A 19,098-nucleotide genomic window follows, 5' to 3' on the forward strand; every position below is an offset into this window, starting at 1 on the left:
CCCCCACTCACAGTGCGCCCAGCAATCAAAGTCGGTCTGTCGACGGCCTCGGTGTACCCCTTGCGGGCCGAGGCCGCGTTCGAGTATGCCGCCAGGCTCGGTTACGACGGCGTGGAGCTGATGGTCTGGAGCGAGTCGATCAGCCAGGACATCGATGCCGTCCGAAAGCTGTCCCGGCGCTACCGCGTTCCGGTGCTGTCCGTGCATGCCCCGTGTCTGCTGATTTCGCAGCGGGTGTGGGGGGCCAACCCGATCGTGAAGCTGGACCGCAGCGTTCGGGCTGCCGAAGAGCTGGGCGCGCAGACCGTCGTCGTGCATCCGCCCTTCCGCTGGCAACGGCGCTACGCCGAGGGATTCAGCGACCAGGTTGCGGCCTTGGAAGCGTCCAGCGACGTGGTGGTGGCCGTCGAGAACATGTTTCCGTTCCGGGCGGACCGGTTCTTCGGGGCCGGCCAGTCACGAGAACGGATGCGCAAGCGCGGTGGTGGCCCGGGTGCGGCGATTTCGGCGTTCGCGCCGTCCTATGACCCGCTGGACGGCGATCACGCGCATTACACGCTGGACCTCTCGCACACCTCGACAGCCGGAACCGACGCGCTGAGCATGGCCCGGCGGATGGGCCCGGGTCTGATGCATCTGCACCTGTGCGACGGCAGCGGGCTGCCCGCCGACGAGCACCTGGTTCCCGGCCGCGGAACGGAGCCCACCGCCGAGGTATGCCAGATGCTGGCCGGTGGGGGCTTCGCCGGGCAGGTGGTCTTGGAGGTATCCACCTCCTCAGCCCGTTCGGCGGCGGAGCGCGAAGCGATGCTGTCGGAGTCCTTGCAGTTTGCCCGTACCCACCTGATGCGGTGATATGAACGCGTTATTCACGACGGCGATGGCGCTGCGCGAGGTCGAAGCACCCGCGGGCGGCCAATGCCGGATATTCGACGGTGAGCTCGACGAGCACTGGACCATCGGCCCCAAGGTGCATGGCGGCGTGATGCTGGCCTTGTGCGCCAAGGCGGCGCGCGCCGCCCATGGCGGTGACGCACTGCAACCGGTCGCGGTGTCGACCAACTTCCTGTGGGCCCCCGATCCGGGGCCGATGCGACTGGTGACATCGATCCGCAAGCGTGGCCGCCGGATCAGCGTGGTCGACGTGGAGCTCATGCAGGGCGAGCGCACCGCGGTGCACGCCGTCGTCACGCTGGGTGAACCCGAGCATTACGAGTCCGGCCCGGCCACACCGCTGCTATCGGCCAACCCGGTGCTGGAAATGATGGCCCCCGAACCGCCAGACGATGCCACACCGATCGGCCCCGGTCATGCGCTGGCCGGTCTGGCCCACCTGGGTGCCGGCTGCGATGTGCGGCCCCTGGCGTCGACGCTGCAGACCCCGGCGAGCGGGTGGGGCGGACGGGCGCCGACCTTTCAGATGTGGGCCCGGCCACGTGGCGTCGCCCCGGACGCACTGTTCGCCCTCATGTGCGGCGATCTGTCGGTCCCGGTCACCTTTGCCGTCGGACGCACCGGTTGGGCGCCCACCGTCCAGCTGACCGCCATCCTGCGCGCCCTGCCCACCGATGGGTGGCTGCGGATCGTCGCCACCTGCGTTGAGATCGGGCAGGGCTGGTTCGACGAGGACCACATCGTCGTCGATCAGGCGGGCCGCATCGTGGTGCAGACGCGCCAGCTGGCGATGGTGCCTGCCCGGTAGCGGCGCCACTGCGGACCGTCTGCGATGCTGTCGGGCATGCCAAGAATCGCGATCATCGGCGGCGGCAGCATCGGTGAAGCATTGTTGTCCGGACTGTTGCGGGCCGGGCGGCAAGTCAAAGATCTGGTGGTGGCTGAGCGGGTACCAGAGCGCGCCAAATACCTGGCCAGTACCTATTCGGTATTGGTGACCTCGGCCAAGGATGCGGCGGAGAGCGCGTCGCTGGTCGTCGTCGCGGTCAAGCCCGGCGACGTCGACTCGGTGATGGGCGACCTGAGCGCGGTGGTGGCCGCGGCCGAAAGCTACAGCGGCGAGCAGGTGTTCGTCACCGTCGCGGCAGGGGTCACCACCTCATATTTCGAATCCAAGTTGCCCGCGGGCACCCCGGTGGTTCGAGCGATGCCAAACGCGGCCGCACTGGTGAGTGCGGGGGTTACCGCGCTGGCCAAAGGCCGCTTCGTCACGCCCGAACAGCTCGAGGAAGTCTCAGCCCTGTTCGATTCGGTCGGCGTCGTGCTCACCGTTCCCGAGCAGCAACTCGACGCTGTGACCGCGTTGTCGGGGTCCGGGCCGGCATATTTCCTGCTGATGGTCGAGGCCTTGGTGGACGCGGGTGTGGCGGCGGGCTTGAGTCGGCAGGTGGCAACCGACCTGACGGCCCAGACGATGGCCGGTTCGGCGGCGATGCTGCTGGAGCGGATGGATCAAGACCGACGCGGCGCTGCCGAGCCGTTGGGTTTGCGGGTGGACACCTCGCCGGCGCAGCTGCGGGCGTCGGTCACCTCACCCGGCGGGACGACCGCCGCTGCGCTGCGCGAACTCGAGCGCGAAGGGTTCCGGGGGGCCGTCGATGCCGCCGTGCAGGCCGCCAAAAGCCGCTCTGAGCAGCTAAGAATTACATCGGAATAATTCAAAAAATTTGAACTGATTGTCCCCCACCAGTACCAGTAACCCCACTAGTCCCGCTATTCTCCTCTTTGTATGCACGCGTGGGTGCCAGCGGAGGGGAAGCCGCTGGGATTGCGTGTGCCTGACACGATTGGGTTAGCGATGACGTCTACGAACGGGCCATCGGCGCGCGATTCTGCTGGTAAATCGGTACGTGATAGTTCAGGCGAAGGCCAGCAGGCCGGCAGCCAGTTCCTCACGGTGGCCGAGGTGGCTTCGCTCATGCGGGTGTCCAAAATGACCGTCTACCGGCTTGTGCACAACGGAGAGTTGCCAGCGGTTCGGGTCGGGCGGTCATTTCGGGTGCACGCCAAGGCCGTCCACGACATGCTGCAGACCTCGTATTTCGCCGGTTAGCCGAATACCGGCCGCACGCCACCAGGCTTGGCTTCGGTTGGTCAGGTGGCGCCGGTTTGGTGTTGGGTACGGCGGGCTGGGTAAAGTGACCGGGTCATTTGTTGAAGCAAGCCGGTCACAGGTCAGATAGCGGAGTTCATGGGTTCAGTAATCAAGAAGCGGCGCAAGCGCATGTCCAAGAAGAAGCACCGCAAGCTGCTGCGCCGCACCCGGGTGCAGCGCAGAAAACTTGGCAAGTAGGCCCCGACTGGTTCGGGTTGGCGGCTGCTGTCACCAGGCTGTAACGCCCATGCCTCCAGCCGCGGCTAGGCTGTCGGGGTGAATTCGTCGAACGGTCAAGGGGGCGGCGCCGGAGGAATCGGTGGCGGCGGTGACAGCGTCCACCATCCCAAGGTGGTGCTGGTTACCGGCGCCTGCCGATTTCTCGGCGGCTACTTGACCGCGCGACTCGCGCAAAACCCGTTGATCAGTTCGGTCATCGCGGTGGATGCGATCGCGCCGAGCAAGGACATGCTGCGGCGCATGGGCCGAGCGGAGTTTGTGCGTGCCGACATCCGTAATCCCTTCATCGCGAAGGTGATTCGCAACGGCGATGTCGACACGGTGGTGCACGCTGCGGCGGCGTCCTACGCTCCGCGCTCCGGTGGTAGCGCGGCGTTGAAGGAACTCAACGTGATGGGCGCCATGCAGCTGTTCGCGGCGTGTCAGAAGGCACCGTCGGTGCGTCGGGTTGTGCTCAAGTCGACTTCCGAGGTGTACGGGTCCAGCCCGCACGATCCGGTGGTATTCACCGAGGACAGCAGTAGCCGTCGTCCATTTCGCGAGGGCTTTGCCAAGGACAGCCTCGACATCGAGGGTTATGCGCGCGGCCTGGGCCGGCGTCGCCCCGACATCGGAGTGACGATCCTGCGGTTGGCCAACATGATCGGCCCGGCGATGGACACCACGCTGTCGCGGTATCTGGCCGGGCCAGGGGTGCCCACCATGTTTGGCCGCGACGCGAGGTTGCAGCTGCTGCATGAGCAGGACGCCTTGGGCGCGTTGGAACGCGCGGCTCTGGCGGGCAAGGGCGGGACCTACAACATCGGTGCCGACGGCATCATCATGCTGTCCCAGGCTATCCGTCGGGCCGGCCGAATCCCGCTGCCGGTTCCGGGCTTTGGGGTGTGGGCTCTCGATTCGCTGCGACGAGCTAATCGTTACACCGAAATCAACCGCGAGCAGTTCGCGTACTTGAGTTATGGCCGCGTGATGGACACCACCAGGATGCGTTCCGAACTCGGCTACCAGCCCAAGTGGTCGACGGCGGAGGCCTTTGACGACTACGTTCGCGGCCGCGGCTTGACTCCCATAATCGACCCGCATCGGGTACGCTCCTGGGAGGGTCGCGCCATAGCGGTAGCGCAGCGCTGGGGTAGCCGAAATCCAATTCCATGGGGTGGGGTCAGGTAGATATCGTGGCGGGTAATACCAGAGCGAATGTCATTCCCCTGCACGCCAATCGGGGTCGTGTGGCGGCGCGTCGTCGCGCCGATCAACGGGCAGACGCGTCTCGTCAACATCCCTCATTGCTGTCCGATCCGGGCGGCCGCGCATCGGCCGAGCAGATCGCCGCTGTCGTCCGCGAAATCGACGAACACCGGCGTGTCGCGGGTGGGAGTTCGACTGCCGAACCGCCGCTGAACGAGCTTGCGCAGCGCGTCGCCGCGGTCGCGGGTTTTCTCCGTCAGCGCCTGATCGGTGACTACAGCGTTGATGAATTCGGTTTCGACCCACACTTCAACGACGCGATCGTTCGGCCTTTGCTGAGGTTCTTTTTCAAGTCTTGGTTCCGGGTTGAAGTCAGCGGTGTGGAGAACATCCCCAGCGAAGGCGCCGCACTGTTGGTGGCCAACCACGCAGGGGTGCTGCCGTTCGACGGGTTGATGCTGTCGGTGGCGGTGCACGATGAGCATCCGGCGCAGCGGGATCTGCGGTTGCTGGCCGCCGACATGGTGTTCGATCTGCCAGTGGTCGGTGAAGCCGCCCGTAAAGCGGGGCACACGATGGCCTGCACGACCGACGCGCACCGCCTGCTGGCCTCCGGCGAACTGACTGCCGTTTTTCCCGAGGGTTACAAGGGACTGGGCAAGCATTTCTCTGATCGCTACCGGTTGCAGAGGTTCGGCCGCGGCGGCTTCGTATCGGCAGCGTTGCGAACCAAGGCGCCGATTGTTCCGTGTTCGATCATCGGCTCCGAAGAGATCTACCCGATGCTCACCGACGTCAAGTTGCTGGCGCGGCTGTTCGGCTTGCCGTACTTCCCGGTCACCCCGTTGTTCCCGTTGGCGGGTCCGGCCGGGCTGGTGCCGCTGCCGTCGAAGTGGCGCATCGCATTCGGCGAACCGATCTACACCGCCGACTACGGGTCCGGTGACGCCGAGGATCCGATGGTCACCTTCGAGTTGACCGACCAGGTCCGTGAGACGATCCAGCAAACGTTGTACCGGTTGCTGGCCGGGCGGCGCAACGTCTTCTTCGGCTGACCTCGCGCGGCCACGTCACCGATGCTGCACCGCTACCTTGGTGGGCGGGCCAGCTACTTGACCATCGTGAACTGGCAAACGTCGGTGTAGTGGTCGCGGAACAGGTCCGAGCAGCCCGTCAGGTAGCGCATATAGATGTCGTAGATCTCTTGGCCCTGCAGTTCAATGGCCTTTTCCTGGTTGGCCTGCAGCGCCTGGGCCCAAGAGTTCAGTGTCGGAACGTAATTCGACCCAATCCGGTGATACCGCTCAACCTTGAAACCCGCCCTCGACGAATACTCATCGATCTGCGGAATCTGGGGTAGCCGCCCGCCGGGGAAGATCTCGGTCAGGATGAACTTGATGAAGCGCATCAGGCTCATCGGCGCCGTCAAACCAAGTTCCTTGGCTTCCTTGGCGTCGGGCACGATGATCGTGTGCAGCAGCATCCTGCCGTCATCGGGCAGCACGTTGTAGCACATCTTGAAGAAGCGGTCATACCGCTCCCAGCTAGCGTCACCGGCGCCGTCGGCAAAGTGTTCGAAGGCACCCAGCGACACGATGCGGTCGACCGGTTCGTCGAATTGTTCCCAGCCCTGCAGCCGCACCTCTTTGCGCCGAGGGCTGTCCATGTCAGCGAACTTGCGCTCGTCGTGGGCAAGTTGATTCTCACTGAGCGTCAAGCCGATGACGTTGACGTCGTACTCCTCGATCGCGTGGCGCATGGTCGAGCCCCAGCCGCAGCCGATGTCGAGCAGCGTCATGCCGGGCTCGAGGTTGAGCTTGTCCAGTGAAAGTTTGCGCTTGGCGTACTGAGCCTGTTCCAGCGTCATGTCGGGACGCTCGAAGTAGGCACAGCTGTAGGTCATCGATGAATCGAGGAAAAGCTTGAAGAACTCGTTTGAGCGGTCGTAGTGCGATTGGACCGCCTCGACGGGTGGCGAGAGCTGGTCCGGAAGAGAAGGTTGGTCGCCCCTTTTCCCCATCAACCGGACCCTACTGGCCCTCCTAGATGGATGCAATCGCCGCCACAGCGGCATCCGCTTCGGCCTCGTGATGGGCCGCTTCGCCCAACATCGTGACCACACTCGTCACCACCGGCTTGCCCTCGTCGTCGGTGACCTCGCTGCGGATTTCGGCTATCACCGTCCCGTGAGACTCCAGGACAGAGTCGAGATAGGTGTGGAAGTACAGCTTGTCGCCGGTCACGATGGGCCGGTAGAAGCGGAACTTCTGGTCCCGATGGAAGACCCGGGCGATGTTGATCGGAATATCGAATTTATTGAAGATCTCCAGCTGCACCCGACGCCCTGCAATTGCCAGGAAGGTCAACGGGGCGACCAGCTCGGGGTAACCCAACTCGGCTGCGGCTGCCTCATCGGAGTGCGATGGGTGCTCGTCTTGGATCGCGGTTGCGAATTCCCGGATCTTCTCGCGGCCGACCACGAAGTAGTCCGGTGCCTGGTAGTGCTTGCCGATGAGTCCTGCGGCTTCTGGGGGGACTGTCATGCCCTTTGCTCTCTGCTCGAATATATGCTCAGCGGCGCAGCCTATCAGCGTGATTGCCGTCGAGACGCCAGAGCTGCCAACGCGCCGCCCGCCGCGCCCAGCGCAAGGGCCGAAGGCACCCCAATCCGGGCGGCTTTACGAGCGGTGCGGAAGTCCCGGATTTCCCATCCTCGTTCGCGGGCCAAGCTACGTAACCGGGCGTCGGGGTTGATGGCGACTGCGGTGCCCACCAGCGACAGCATTGGCACGTCGTTGTAGCTATCCGAATATGCGGTGCAGCGTTTGAGGTTCAGACCCTCCCGGATCGCCAGCGAGCGCACCGCATGAGCCTTGCCGGTGCCGTGCAGGATCTCACCGACCAGCCGTCCGGTGAACACCCCGTCGACGGACTCCGCAACGGTGCCCAGTGCGCCGGTCAGCCCCAGCCGGCGGGCGATGGTCGCGGCGAGCTCGTAGGGCGTGGCCGTGATCAGCCACACCTGCTGGCCGGCATCAAGATGCATCTGCGCAAGCTCACGGGTGCCAGGCCAGATCTTGTCCGCGATGATCTCGTCATAGATCTCCTCGCCGAGGTTCAGCAGTTCCTCGACCGAGCGGCCTTCGATGAAGGCGAGTGCTTTGCGGCGGCCGGCGGCGACGTCTTCGCTGTTTTCGGTGCCGAGCAGCTGGAACTTGGCCTGGGCATAGACGAAGCCCAGCACGTCGCGGTAGGTGAAGTAGTGTCGGGCGGCCAGGCCCCGGCCGAAGTGCACCGCAGACGAGCCCTGCACCAGGGTGTTGTCCACGTCGAAGAATGCGGCGGCGGTCAGATCGACCGGCGGCTGCGGGTCAGCGGCCGAGCCTTCGGTGGGGATCGGCATATCCGCTAGCGCTCGGGTGGCGCTGGCATTCTCGGCCAGCGACTCCAGGTCAAAATGACTGCCGCCGCTCGAGCTGCCCAGGTCAGAGGAAGCCATCAGAAACCTCCCGGAATCGCGGTACCGGCCGATGACTTGCTGCGGCCGATCTCAACCCTATCCGGCAACGGTTGGCAACCGTCCGAGCTACCTGGGGGACAGCTAACGCTGGCCGGTAAACAGTGCGGCGGATAGCCGAGATTTCGATCTGGCGATGCGCACCGATCTACCCGTTCTAGAGTAAATCCGTGGATGACGGACTCGGGTTACGAGTCAACCGCCGGACGTTCGTGGGTACCTCCGTTGCGGTGGGGGGCGCCGTCGCGGCTGTCACGGCCATCCCCGGATCCGAACGCGTCCACCAGGGCGATGGCCACACCGCTGTGGTGCGCCTTCAGATCAATGGTGAGCATCGGGAGATCGCCGTCGATAACCGCACCAGCTTGCTGGACATGCTGCGGGAGCGAGCGGGGCTGCCGGGAACGAAGAAGGGCTGCGATCAGGGCGCATGCGGGTCGTGCACGGTGCTGGTTGACGGTCGCCGCATCAACTCCTGCCTGGCTCTGGCGGTCATGCACGACGGCGCACAGATCACCACGATCGAGGGGCTAACCGGTTCGGCCGGCCCGGACGGCCGGCTGCATCCGCTGCAGCAAGCCTTCATCGATGAGGACGCGTTGCAGTGCGGGTACTGCACCCCCGGGCAGATCATGTCCGGCGTCGCGTGTATCGCCGAAGGTCACGCGGGTTCACCCGCGGAAATACGCGAGTGGATGAGTGGCAATCTCTGTCGGTGCGGTGCCTACCCGAACATCGTCAAAGCCGTCGCATCGGTGGCTCGAGACGACTAATCCGTGTTTCCGTTTCGCTACAGCAAGGCCTCCGACGAGCAGTCCGCGTTGCGGGCAGCCGCGGCCGGTGGCCGCTACATAGCCGGCGGTACCACTCTGGTCGACCTGATGCGTGAGACGGTCGAACGTCCCGATTCGTTGGTGGATATCAATGCGCTGCCCTACCAGTCGATCGACGTGGCGCCCGGAGTGATCCGTGTTGGATCCCTGGTGCGAATGTCGGATCTGGCGGCTCATCCCGTTGTCCGGCAACAAGTTCCGATGGTCAGCCAAGCCTTGGAGCTCAGCGCTTCGGCGCAGTTGCGCAATATGGCATCGATCGGCGGCAATCTGTTGCAGCGCCCGAGGTGCCTGTATTTCCGCGACGTCTCGGCCGCATGTAACCGACGTGGTCCCGATGCCGGCTGTGCGGCCATCGAGGGCCGCAACCGAACGCACGCAATCTTCGGCACCAACCAACACTGTTGCGCAACCCATCCCTCCGACCTCGCGGTGGCATTGGTGGCACTAGACGCCGTTGTGCTGACTCGCCAGATCGCTGGACATCGGAGGTTTGGGCTCGCGGAGTTATATCGCCAACCGGGTGACTCTCCGCACCGGGAACACAACCTGCACCCGGGTGAGCTGCTGGTCGCCATCGAGATTCCGGTCGGGCCCCAGCTGCACCGGTCCGGATATCTCAAGGTACGCGACCGTGAGTCGTACCAGTTCGCACTGGTGTCTGCAGCCGTGGCACTCGACATCGCCGCCGGCACCATACGCACCGCGAGGGTAGCCGCCGGCGGGGTGGGCACCGTGCCGTGGCGCCTGCCGGCGGTCGAAGCCGCGCTTCGGGGCCGCCCACCGGATGCGGATCTGTTCCGCCGCGCCGCCGCGCTCTCGGCCATTGGGGCAAAACCCTTGAGCGAGAACCGCTTCAAGGTAGAGCTGCTCAAGCGTGTCGTCGAAAAGCAGCTGGCGGTCGTGGCGGAAATGCCATGACCCACGCCTTCTCCGCCGCCGGAGGCATCAGTGGCCAGCCGATCAACCGGGTGGACGGCCCGCTGAAGGTGACCGGAAAAGCCCGCTACGCGGCCGACCACCCGATTCCCGGGTTGGTGTATGCGGCGTTGGTCTGCAGCACGGTGGCGCGCGGTGCCGTCGACCACATCGCCACCGGAGCTGCCCTGCGCCAGCCTGGCGTGCTTGCGGTGCTCACCGATTTCACCGGGGTGCGTCTGCCCTTCAACACCGGCCAGGTCTTCTTCTTTGGACAGCCGATCGCCGTGGTGGTCGCCACCACCCATGAGGCTGCGGCGCACGCGGTATCGCTGGTCGACGTCAGCTACTCAACGTGGCCGCAGCTAACCGACATCGATGCGCCGCAGGCAGTCAGCTATCCAGGCCGACTCATCGCCGACTACGTTCGCGGCACCCCCGATCAGGTGATGGTCCGCGCTGCGGTGATCAGCGACCTCAATTTCAGCATCGCCCGCAACAACCACAACGCGGTGGAATTGCCCGCCACCATCGCCAAATGGGATGGCGACCGGCTCACACTCTGGGACAAGGTCCAACACATCAACGGAGCGCGGCGGTCCTATGCCCTGGCATTCGGGATGTCCGAAGAGCGGGTGCGGCTGATCTCGCCATTTGTTGGTGGCGCGTTCGGTAGCGCCGGCCGCATGTGGCCGCATCAACTGCTGACCGCGTTCGCCGCGCGCCGAATGCAGCTGCCGGTCAAGCTGGTGCTGACGCGAAAACAGATGTACAGCTCGGTCGGTTTCCGGCCCACCAGCCGCCAACGCATGGCGATCGGCGCAGACCACTCCGGGCGCCTGATGGCGATGATCCACGAAGGGCGCACGGAAACCGCGCAGTACGGCATCTATGAAGACGGAATCGTACGCAGCCCGCAGCTGATGTACCAGGTCCCCAACATGAGTTCGACATACCGCGTGGTGCCACTCGATATCAACCTGCCGTGGTTCATGCGGGGACCCGGTGCGGTCACCGGAACGTATGCGCTCGAGTCCACCATGGACGATCTCGCGCACCGCCTGGGCATCGACCCCATCGAGTTGCGCTTGCGCAACGAACCTCGAATCGACCAGATCAACGGCTTGCCCTTTTCCACCAGGCGGCTGGTCGATTGCATCAAGCAGGGCTCCACCGACTTCGGCTGGCACCGCCGAAACAGCACCCCCGGAGCCAACCGCGACGGCGATTCCTTTGTCGGTATCGGGATGGCGACCGCGGCGTATTTCACCTATCGCAGTAAGTGCGCGGCAATCGCAAGGATCTCGGCGGACGGCACTGCCGAGGTGTGCAGCGCCGCCAGCGACATGGGACCGGGGACCTACACCTCGATGACCCAGATTGCCGCGGATGCGCTGGGCCTGCCGTTGCAGCGGGTGCGATTCTCGCTTGGCGACAGCCGCTTCCCGCCGGCGCCGGCGCACTCGGCCTCGCGGACTACGGCAAGCGTGGGCTCGGCTGTGTTCACTGTCGCAAATATGCTGCGCGACAAGTTCATTCGTGCGGCCGTGACTGACCCGCAATCGCCGCTGGCAGGCCTGCGCCCGGAAGACGTGCTGGTAACCAACGGCCACATGTTTTCCACGGTCGCCACGGACGGGCCGGCGCGGGGCGAGTCGTATCAGGATCTGCTGCGCAGGCGTGGCTGGCCAGCCCTGGAATCCGAACAGACGTGGACACCCGATGATGCCGACAAGCGATACTCCACCTACGCCTACGGAGCCGTATTCGCCGAAGTCGCCATCGATGCGTTGCTGCCCACGGTGCGGATCCGCCGCATCTACGCCTGCTACGACGCGGGCCGGGTGATCAATCCCAAACTCGCGCACAGCCAGGCAATCGGAGGCATGATCGGCGGAATAGGCATGGCTCTGTTGGAAGGGACCGAGTTGGATTACCGAGACGGTCGCGTCGTTAACGCGAACATCTCGGATTACCTGGTCCCGGTCAACGCCGACGTTGCGGCGCTGGACGCAAGTTTTCTGCCCGCACAGGACAGCATCGCCGACCCGATCGGGGTGAAGGGACTCGGCGAGTTGGTGATCATCGCGGTGCCCGCGGCGATCGCCAATGCGGTATTCAATGCCACCGGAAAACGGGTCACCGACTTGCCGATCAGGGTCGAGCAGCTGCTCTGATCCGGGCGGGCGAGCCCGCGCGCGATTGGTTACCGAGCGCTACCCGTGCGCGCCGGGCGCACCGAACAGCAGCCCGCCGGAGCCGCCGGCGCCGCCGGTGCCACCGGACCCGCCGGTCCCGCCGTCGCCAATCACCTGGGCATCACCACCGTCGCCGCCACCGCCGCTGGCGCCGGAGTGCCTGCCACTACCACCGGTGCCACCGGTGCCGCCGTGCCCGCCGTTGCCGTATAGCCACCCGCCGGTCCCGCCGCTGCCGCCATCGCCGCCGGCCCCACCGCTGCCTATGGGGCGACCGTGACCATTCCCGCCGGTCCCGCCGCCGCCGCCAGCGCCGCCGTGGCCGATCAGCAGGCCGCCGTTCGCGCCGGCGCCGCCGGCCCCGCCTGCCCCGCCGTCCCCGCCAGCGCTGGCGGCCCCACCGGAGCTGTCGCCACCTTCACCGCCTGCGCCGCCGTCGCCGCCTGCGCCGCCGTTGCCCAACAGCCACCCGCTGGCCCCGCCAACGGCGCCCTGGCCGCCTCGTCCGCCGGCACCGGCGAATCCGTCTGCTGCGCCGCCGTCACCGCCGTCGCCGCCGTCGCCGCCCGCCCCGCCGTCACCCAACAGCCACCCGCCGGTCCCGCCGACAGCGCCCGCGCCGCCGTCGCCGCCCCCGCTCCCGAACGCGCCGCCGAGGTGGCCGCCGCCACCTTGCCCGCCGTCGCCGCCGGTCCCGCTGTCGCCCACGAGCCACCCTCCGGACCCGCCGACGGCGCCGGTGCCCCCGGCGCCACCAGCACCGAGGGAGCCGTCAAACCCGCGGTCACCGTCGCCGCCCTGTCCGCCGGCTCCTCCGGCCCCGCCGTTGCCGAGCAGCCCGGTAGCACCGCCGCTGCCGCCGCTACCGCCGACTCCGCCGTCCACGCCGCCCTCGGAGCTACCAACGACCCCGCCGGCCCCGCCGATACCGCCGGCTCCACCGTTGCCGTAGAGCCAGCCACCGTGCCCGCCGGCGCCGGCGGGCCCTCCTGCCCCAGCGGTCGAGGCGAAGTTTTCCCCTCCGCCCTGCCCGCCGTTGCCGCCGGCGCCGCCTTGGCCAAATAGCCCAGTGCCACCGCCGAGACCACCGGTACCCCCGTGACCGCTGGGAGCGCCGATGGTGCCGCTGCCACCGACGCCGCCGATTCCGCCGGAGCCGCCGGAGCCGTATAGCCAGCCTCCGGTTCCGCCGGCCCCGCCATCGCCTCCGACCGCGCCGGAACCGGTGGTCGGGCTGTAGCCGGTTCCGCCGGCGCCGCCGTTGCCGATGAGTCCGGCCGCCCCGCCGTTGCCACCGTCGGGGTTCGCCGCGGTGCCGGTTCCGGCGGCGCCGCCGTTGCCCAAGAGCAGTCCACCGTCGCCGCCGTCCTGTCCAGGGGCACCGGCGGCGCCGTCACCGATCAGGGGGCGGCCCAACAGGGCTTGGGTGGGGGAGTTGAGCACGCCGAGCAGTTGTTCTTCGATGCCCTGTAGCGGGTTGGTGTTGGCAGCCTCGGCGGCCGCATAGGAGCTCCCACTGGCGGTCAACGCCTGCACGAACCGTTGGTGCGCCCCGGCCATCTGGGCGCTCAGGGCTTGATAGTCCAGGGCGTGGCCGGAAAACACCGCCGCCAGTGCGGCTGAGACGTCGTCCGCGCCGGCGGCCGGCACGCCGGTGATCGTGGCGGCGGCGGCCCGGTTGGCGATCTGCAGCGTCGAGCCGAGATCCGCCAAGTCCGTAGCTGCGCCCGCCAGCAATTCCGGGGCCGCGATCAGATATGACATCGTTTCCTTCGGGCCCGTCAATATCGGATGGGCACTGTATCGCTGATTAATAGTGGTAGATGGCAATAACCTATCGGTGCTGGTCGCGAATTTTCGGCGTTCGGCCGATTCCACTAGCCGCGTGACCGTAGGTGGCGGGTCGGCCGGTCTGGACACCGGGGAGTGTCCTGGCGCCCGTCGGCGTCGTCACCGATATGGCTGTGCCGGTAGAGGCTCACGCAAAATGCGCGATGCGAAGATCGCTTTCCCTGATATGTCTCGATTCCGTATGTCCGAGACGATCATGCCAAGACGCGAAAGCGTGATTCCAGAACTTCGGTGCCGAAAAAACTTCGGGACCTGCCATTCAGTGGAAGAGGTCGGCCGACGGGAAACTGCTTTTTGGTCCGGCATATTTTTGCGGCACCGATATGAGTCCGATGGGCTCCGTCGCTCGCTCGCTCGCTGGCGGGTGGCCGTTCTATCATGCACTTTCGTATCGCCGATAGAAATAGATCGGCATCAATTTTCTGATGACTGAGGCGAATAAAAAGACCCGATGAGATCGAGCGCATCGATTTCGGTCAACAGCAGGCTCAGGATTGCGGATCGGGCATGGTCGATGTCGCGATTCTGCCCCCACGTGGCGCGTGTCTCCACCGCCATCATGAATGCTTCGCGAGCGATGTCAGGGATGTCTCGCGGCAGCCGGGTGAGGTCCGCGGCATGGGTGAAGCAACTCCCGGGGTAGGGGCTGACGCATTGCTTGAGCATCTTCAGAAGCGTCTTCACGGCGAGCTTGTTGGTTTCGGGCTCGTCGTCCGCAAAGCATGCCCGCCGCCAGTTATGCATCTCCGCGAGCAGCAGTACAGCGCGTTCCTGTCGAAGTTGTTCGACGACGGTTTGCATCGGCGCGGCGGCAGCAAACGGTGCCGGGTTGATATGGAACTCTCCGCATTGAGCGACTTCGTACGTCATCGCCAGTGGTCGACCGCCGATTTTTGATGACCGGTCGAATTCTGTGCGCCACACGAGGTCAAACCCAATTCCGATGGCGGTGCGCTCGGTGAGGTCTTTGACGATGCGGTTGAGTTCCCCCAGCGTCTCCCCGCGTGGCGCATCGTCTCGGGCGATGCACACGATATTCAGGTCGCTCCATCCGGGTATTACATCGTCTTTAGCCAGTGAGCCACAGATGGCAATGGAGTCCAGAAAACCGAGGCTAATTGCCGCCGCCAAGAAATCGTCGGCCGCCGCGCGGTAGCATGACTTTGGCGCCCACCTGGTGATTACTCGATGGTCGGTCGATACACGCATCGATGTTGTGCCTTTCGCCCAATTGAGTTGCGACCGATGACCGCGGATTTTTTAGGGTTGGCCGAGCGGCCTGTCGCAGACGCTGAACAGTGTGCTCTACAAGCGTTGAATCGTCAACCTTGCCCCCGAATCATTGCGCTCCCTAATTCATCCGGCGGTGACATCCGATGGCTAATTCACGGACCGCTGAAATACGCGTGGAACGCGTTGTGGGGCAGTGCGGGCCATCGATAGCGGCTGGGGCTGCTGCGAATCCGATGCCGCTTCCGGCGCAGTGCTTGGAGCGACGGTTGATGGCCCCGTCGAGGCATTTTGGGGCCTAGCGCGAAGCGCCGATGGCTGGGGAAGTGCCGCCTGGACGTGACGGCCGCCGCAAGCCGGGCCGGCAGACAGCGGTTGCCATCGGGCAAGCCGTTGGGTTGCACCTAAATCCCGCGCGCGAGGTGCCGCGTGCGGAAATCCGAAATGCTTCAGCAGGTCGCCATTAGCGTCTACGCTAGTTAGCGCAACGAGATATCTGATAGCGACGCATATGGAGAATATTGGGCGGTACAGGCCCGCGTGATGGGCGGTCTCAGCCGAGCCCCTTTTTAAGGGTCCAGCCGCGGCCGGTGTTTTTGGTCGCGCGGGCGATTTTGTGACCCGGTGGCGGAACACGAGGGTGAGGATGATTCCGGTTACCAGCGTTGTGAGACGAATGTGGCTGCTGCTTGCTGTCATGGGCGTGGCCCTTGTCGCCGGGCTTGGTATTTACCGGCTCCATCGCGTTTTCGGTGTTCATGAGCAACCCGTTGTCCAGGCGGCAGCGGATACCGATGTTCCGCAGTTCAATCCGAAGTACGTCACCTACGAGGTCTACGGCCCCGCCCCGAGCGCACGGATCGCTTACCTGGACCCCGACGCCCACGTGCGCCAACTGTCAGACGTGCCCCTGCCGTGGTCGCAAACCGTCTCGACCTCGCTGCCCGCGGTCAGCGTGAACCTCTTGGCGCAGAGCAATGCCGAAGAACTCAGCTGCCGAATTCTGGTCAACGGAGCCGTCAAGGACCAGCGATCGGTGAGCAGACCCAAAGCCCTCACCTTCTGCCAGGTGACATCCGCATGAGCGACGGGCACACCGCACCGGCGTCAAAGCCTCCGTTTGTGCCACGGACAATCCGCCGGTTTGCGGTGCTGGTGCTGTTGTTGTGGCTGGCCTACACCGCCATCGTCAACCTCGCCGTTCCGCAGTTGGAGGTGGTGGGGAAGGCGCATTCGGTATCGATGAGTCCCAGCGACGCCGAGTCCATTCAGGCGATCAGACATGTCGGTCAGGTGTTTGGTGAGTTTGACTCCGACAATGCGGTCACGATCGTGCTGGAAAGCGACCAGAAACTCGGCGACGAGGCGCACCATTTTTATAGCGAGCTGATGAAGAGGCTCAAGGCCGATCCCCGCCACGTCGCGCACATCCAAGATTTTTGGGGCGACCCGTTGACGGCGGCCGGATCGCAAAGCGCGGACGACAAAGCGGCCTATGTCGTGGTGTACATCGTCGGCAAGAACGAGACGGAGGCCTACGCCTCGGTCCATGCGGTGCGCCATATCGTGGACAACACTCCGGCGCCACCGGGCCTCAAGGCCTATGTGACCGGGCCGTCGGCCCTCAATGCAGATCAGGCCGAGGCTGGGGACAAAAGTATCGCCAAAGTGACCGCGATCACCAGCGTGGTGATCGCGGTGATGCTGCTTTTTATCTACCGTTCCGTGGTCACCGCATTTCTCGTGCTGATCATGGTGGGAATTGACCTCGGTGCAATTCGCGGAACCATCGCTTTTCTCGCCAACCACAACATTTTCAATCTCTCCACCTTTGCGACCAATCTGCTGGTGCTCCTGGCCATCGCGGCCAGCACCGACTACGCGATATTCATGCTCGGGCGCTATCACGAAGCGCGCTATGCCGGCGAGGACCGAGAAACCGCCTTCTACACGATGTTCCACGGGACCGCGCACGTGATCCTGGGCTCCGGTTTGACCATTGCCGGCGCGATGTACTGCCTCAGCTTCGCCCGGCTCCCATATTTTCAAACGCTCGCCGCGCCATGCGCTATCGGCATGCTCGTCGCCGTCTTTGCGGCGCTCACGCTGGGACCCGCCGTGCTGGCGGTCGGTAGCGCCTTCAAGCTTTTCGACCCCAAACGCCGCGTCAACACGCGGCGCTGGCGCCGGGTCGGAACCGCGATTGTGCGCTGGCCTGGACCGGTTCTGGCGGCAACCTGCCTGGTCGCCTCTATCGGCCTGCTTGCCCTGCCCAGTTACAAGACAACGTATGACCTGCGCAAATTCATGCCATCAAGCATGCCGTCCAATGTCGGGGATGCGGCCGCCGGCCGGCACTTTTCACGGGCTCGGCTGAACCCCGAGGTGCTGATGGTCGAAACCAATCACGACATGCGTAATCCGGTCGACATGCTGGTGTTGGACAAAGTTGCCAAGAACATCTACCACAGTCCAGGAATCGAACAAGTCAAATCGATCACCCGGCCATTGGGTACGACCATCAAGCACACTTCGATACCGTTCATCATCAGCATGCAGGGCGTTTCCAGCACCGAGAACATGCAGTTCATGAAAGCGCGAATGGATGACATGTTGATCCAGGTGCAGGCGATGAACGTCACCATCGACACCATGCACACCATGTATCAGCTCATGGGCGAGGTTATCGACAACACCGTCGACATGGATCATCTCACGCATGACATGTCGAATATCACCGACGGTTTACGGGATCGCCTAGCGAATTTCGAAGATTTCTTCCGTCCTATTCGCAGCTACTTCTACTGGGAAAAGCATTGCTTCGATGTCCCGTTGTGCTGGTCGATAAGGCAGATATTCGACATGTTCGACAGCGTCGATCAGCTGAGTGAAAAGCTGGAATATCTGGTCAAAGACATGGACATGCTGATCACGCTGCTACCCAAGATGCGTGCGCAGATTCCGCCGATGATCAACACCATGACGATCATGCGCGACATGCTGCTCGTCTGGCACGGCACACTGCAGTCGTTCTACGAGCAACAGGACTCGGGCAGCAAGGATCCCGGCGCAATGGGGCGGGTGTTCGACGCGGCCCAAATCGATGATTCGTTCTATCTGCCGGAGTCGGCTTTCAAGAATCCGGATTTCCAACGTGGTCTGAAGATGTTCCTGTCCAAGGACGGCAAGGCGGCGCGGTTCATCATCGCGCTCGACGGCGACCCCGCGACGTCAGCGGGCATCTCGCGCGTCGCGTCGATCAAGCAGGAGGCGCGCGAGGCGATCAAGGGCACCCCGTTGCAGGGTGCGGCGATCTATTTGGGCGGCACCGCGGCGACGTTCAAGGACATCAGCGAGGGCGCGACCTTCGATTTGCTGATTGCCGGCGTGGCCGCGATCAGCTTGATCGTGATCATCATGATGCTGATCACCCGAAGCGTGGTGGCCGCCGCGGTGATCGTCGGGACCGTGCTGCTTTCCATGGGGTCTTCGTTCGGCCTATCCGTGCTGGTCTGGGAGGACATCCTCGGCATTGAGCTGTACTGGATGGTGCTGGCGATGTCGGTGATCCTGCTCCTGGCGGTGGGATCGGACTACAACCTGCTGCTGATCTCCCGGCTCAAAGAGGAGATCGGCGCCGGCCTCAATACCGGGATCATTCGTGCCATGGCCGGTACCGGAGGCGTGGTGACAGCCGCCGGAATGGTGTTTGCTGTGACGATGTCGCTGTTCGTGTTCAGTGACTTGCGGATCATCGGGCAGATCGGCACCACCATCGGATTGGGCCTGCTGTTCGACACGCTGATCGTGCGCTCGTTCATGACGCCGTCCATCGCGGCGTTGCTGGGCCGTTGGTTCTGGTGGCCGCAACGAGTTCGCCCGCGCCCGGCCAGCCAAATGCTGCGGCCGTCGGGACCCCGCAGTCTGGTTCGTGCGCTCTTGCTGTCGCCGGAGAACAAGTCGCCAGAGGGCCATCGCCTTCCCGAACCTGGTGCCCCGGGCACGCCGAACAGCAGCGATGTCACCGTCGCCGGACGTGCGCCAATTCAGCCGTCAGGTGAGCTGCCACACTGA

The 19,098-nt window shown here is 64.7% G+C and carries 17 protein-coding genes; 12 read left to right on the forward strand and 5 right to left on the reverse strand.

The genetic code is table 11. From position 1 onward, the window contains the following. Nucleotides 1-12: 12 nt before the first annotated feature. From CCUG20998_RS03875 to CCUG20998_RS03905, 7 genes are all read left to right on the forward strand, one after another. Entirely contained in the window at nucleotides 13-855 is an 843-nt protein-coding gene (locus CCUG20998_RS03875; RefSeq protein ID WP_020731772.1) for a sugar phosphate isomerase/epimerase family protein, read from the forward strand. Nucleotide 856: 1 nt separating this feature from the next. Continuing rightward, nucleotides 857-1,702 (forward strand): thioesterase family protein, encoded by an 846-nt coding sequence (locus tag CCUG20998_RS03880; protein ID WP_020731773.1) that lies wholly within the window; start codon nucleotides 857-859, stop codon nucleotides 1,700-1,702. A gap of 36 nt (nucleotides 1,703-1,738) precedes the next feature. Further along, complete coding sequence (gene proC / locus CCUG20998_RS03885) at nucleotides 1,739-2,611, forward strand: pyrroline-5-carboxylate reductase (RefSeq protein WP_172607095.1); 873 nt, start codon at nucleotides 1,739-1,741, stop codon at nucleotides 2,609-2,611. Between the two features lie 141 nt (nucleotides 2,612-2,752). Further along, nucleotides 2,753-3,007, forward strand: a complete 255-nt coding sequence (locus CCUG20998_RS03890; RefSeq protein ID WP_036457029.1) for a helix-turn-helix domain-containing protein — start codon at nucleotides 2,753-2,755, stop codon at nucleotides 3,005-3,007. 138 nt (nucleotides 3,008-3,145) lie between these two features. Beyond that, nucleotides 3,146-3,247 (forward strand): 30S ribosomal protein bS22, encoded by a 102-nt coding sequence (locus CCUG20998_RS03895; protein WP_003402602.1) that lies wholly within the window; start codon nucleotides 3,146-3,148, stop codon nucleotides 3,245-3,247. A 78-nt stretch (nucleotides 3,248-3,325) separates the two neighbouring features. Then, nucleotides 3,326-4,459, forward strand: coding sequence for an SDR family oxidoreductase (locus tag CCUG20998_RS03900; RefSeq protein ID WP_020731775.1), 1,134 nt, complete (start codon nucleotides 3,326-3,328; stop codon nucleotides 4,457-4,459). Continuing rightward, entirely contained in the window at nucleotides 4,441-5,532 is a 1,092-nt protein-coding gene (locus CCUG20998_RS03905; protein WP_085979790.1) for a lysophospholipid acyltransferase family protein, read from the forward strand. The genes CCUG20998_RS03900 and CCUG20998_RS03905 overlap by 19 nt, the downstream gene beginning before the upstream one ends. Before the next feature lie 53 nt (nucleotides 5,533-5,585). Here the strand turns inward: CCUG20998_RS03905 and cmaA2 are convergent, their stop codons facing one another. From cmaA2 to CCUG20998_RS03920, 3 genes are read right to left on the reverse strand one after another with little or no spacing between them, the layout of a single operon-like run. Next, nucleotides 5,586-6,497: a cyclopropane mycolic acid synthase CmaA2 gene (cmaA2, locus tag CCUG20998_RS03910; protein WP_038578812.1), complete on the reverse strand. Its 912-nt coding sequence runs from the start codon at nucleotides 6,495-6,497 to the stop codon at nucleotides 5,586-5,588. Between the two features lie 22 nt (nucleotides 6,498-6,519). Further along, nucleotides 6,520-7,020, reverse strand: coding sequence for an FAS1-like dehydratase domain-containing protein (locus tag CCUG20998_RS03915; RefSeq protein ID WP_020731777.1), 501 nt, complete (start codon nucleotides 7,018-7,020; stop codon nucleotides 6,520-6,522). 44 nt (nucleotides 7,021-7,064) lie between these two features. Continuing rightward, on the reverse strand, nucleotides 7,065-7,976 hold the full coding sequence (locus tag CCUG20998_RS03920) for an HAD family hydrolase (protein WP_038578814.1): 912 nt from the start codon (nucleotides 7,974-7,976) through the stop codon (nucleotides 7,065-7,067). Nucleotides 7,977-8,164: 188 nt separating this feature from the next. Here CCUG20998_RS03920 and CCUG20998_RS03925 point away from each other — a divergent pair, with 188 nt between their 5' ends. From CCUG20998_RS03925 to CCUG20998_RS03935, 3 genes are read left to right on the forward strand one after another with little or no spacing between them, the layout of a single operon-like run. Beyond that, entirely contained in the window at nucleotides 8,165-8,767 is a 603-nt protein-coding gene (locus CCUG20998_RS03925) for a (2Fe-2S)-binding protein (protein WP_011742129.1), read from the forward strand. A 3-nt stretch (nucleotides 8,768-8,770) separates the two neighbouring features. Then, nucleotides 8,771-9,748, forward strand: a complete 978-nt coding sequence (locus tag CCUG20998_RS03930) for an FAD binding domain-containing protein (RefSeq protein ID WP_020731780.1) — start codon at nucleotides 8,771-8,773, stop codon at nucleotides 9,746-9,748. Further along, on the forward strand, nucleotides 9,745-11,922 hold the full coding sequence (locus CCUG20998_RS03935; RefSeq protein ID WP_020731781.1) for a xanthine dehydrogenase family protein molybdopterin-binding subunit: 2,178 nt from the start codon (nucleotides 9,745-9,747) through the stop codon (nucleotides 11,920-11,922). The genes CCUG20998_RS03930 and CCUG20998_RS03935 overlap by 4 nt, the downstream gene beginning before the upstream one ends. A 39-nt stretch (nucleotides 11,923-11,961) precedes the next feature. On the opposite strand, the gene CCUG20998_RS03940 is transcribed toward CCUG20998_RS03935, so the two are convergent. Further along, the gene (locus CCUG20998_RS03940; protein WP_116269091.1) at nucleotides 11,962-13,707 is read right to left on the reverse strand and encodes a PE family protein; all 1,746 of its coding nucleotides are present in this window, start codon (nucleotides 13,705-13,707) and stop codon (nucleotides 11,962-11,964) included. Nucleotides 13,708-14,208: 501 nt separating this feature from the next. Then, on the reverse strand, nucleotides 14,209-15,003 hold the full coding sequence (locus CCUG20998_RS03945; RefSeq protein ID WP_036457033.1) for a hypothetical protein: 795 nt from the start codon (nucleotides 15,001-15,003) through the stop codon (nucleotides 14,209-14,211). A gap of 661 nt (nucleotides 15,004-15,664) precedes the next feature. On the opposite strand from CCUG20998_RS03945, the gene CCUG20998_RS03950 reads away from it, so the two are divergent. Together CCUG20998_RS03950 and CCUG20998_RS03955 are read left to right on the forward strand one after the other, a co-directional pair. Further along, nucleotides 15,665-16,108 carry an MmpS family transport accessory protein gene (locus CCUG20998_RS03950; RefSeq protein ID WP_231389823.1) on the forward strand — a complete coding sequence of 148 codons (444 nt, stop codon included), beginning with the start codon at nucleotides 15,665-15,667 and terminating at the stop codon, nucleotides 16,106-16,108. After that, nucleotides 16,105-19,098: an MMPL/RND family transporter gene (locus CCUG20998_RS03955; protein WP_020731785.1), complete on the forward strand. Its 2,994-nt coding sequence runs from the start codon at nucleotides 16,105-16,107 to the stop codon at nucleotides 19,096-19,098. Before CCUG20998_RS03950 ends, CCUG20998_RS03955 begins: the two co-directional genes overlap by 4 nt.

The organism is Mycobacterium marinum (genome assembly GCF_003391395.1).
Classification (GTDB): domain Bacteria; phylum Actinomycetota; class Actinomycetes; order Mycobacteriales; family Mycobacteriaceae; genus Mycobacterium; species Mycobacterium marinum.

What these genes read in the sequence shown, in the direction of transcription:
- CCUG20998_RS03920 (WP_038578814.1), bottom strand. Translation starts at nt 7,976, where the DNA reads ATGGCTTCCTCTGACCTGGGCAGCTCGAGCGGCGGCAGTCATTTTGAC.
- CCUG20998_RS03915 (WP_020731777.1), bottom strand. Translation starts at nt 7,020, where the DNA reads ATGACAGTCCCCCCAGAAGCCGCAGGACTCATCGGCAAGCACTACCAG.
- CCUG20998_RS03945 (WP_036457033.1), bottom strand. Translation starts at nt 15,003, where the DNA reads ATGCGTGTATCGACCGACCATCGAGTAATCACCAGGTGGGCGCCAAAG.
- CCUG20998_RS03905 (WP_085979790.1), top strand. Translation starts at nt 4,441, where the DNA reads ATGGGGTGGGGTCAGGTAGATATCGTGGCGGGTAATACCAGAGCGAAT.
- CCUG20998_RS03935 (WP_020731781.1), top strand. Translation starts at nt 9,745, where the DNA reads ATGACCCACGCCTTCTCCGCCGCCGGAGGCATCAGTGGCCAGCCGATC.
- CCUG20998_RS03890 (WP_036457029.1), top strand. Translation starts at nt 2,753, where the DNA reads ATGACGTCTACGAACGGGCCATCGGCGCGCGATTCTGCTGGTAAATCG.
- CCUG20998_RS03880 (WP_020731773.1), top strand. Translation starts at nt 857, where the DNA reads ATGAACGCGTTATTCACGACGGCGATGGCGCTGCGCGAGGTCGAAGCA.
- CCUG20998_RS03895 (WP_003402602.1), top strand. Translation starts at nt 3,146, where the DNA reads ATGGGTTCAGTAATCAAGAAGCGGCGCAAGCGCATGTCCAAGAAGAAG.
- CCUG20998_RS03955 (WP_020731785.1), top strand. Translation starts at nt 16,105, where the DNA reads ATGAGCGACGGGCACACCGCACCGGCGTCAAAGCCTCCGTTTGTGCCA.
- proC (WP_172607095.1), top strand. Translation starts at nt 1,739, where the DNA reads ATGCCAAGAATCGCGATCATCGGCGGCGGCAGCATCGGTGAAGCATTG.
- CCUG20998_RS03940 (WP_116269091.1), bottom strand. Translation starts at nt 13,707, where the DNA reads ATGTCATATCTGATCGCGGCCCCGGAATTGCTGGCGGGCGCAGCTACG.
- cmaA2 (WP_038578812.1), bottom strand. Translation starts at nt 6,497, where the DNA reads ATGGGGAAAAGGGGCGACCAACCTTCTCTTCCGGACCAGCTCTCGCCA.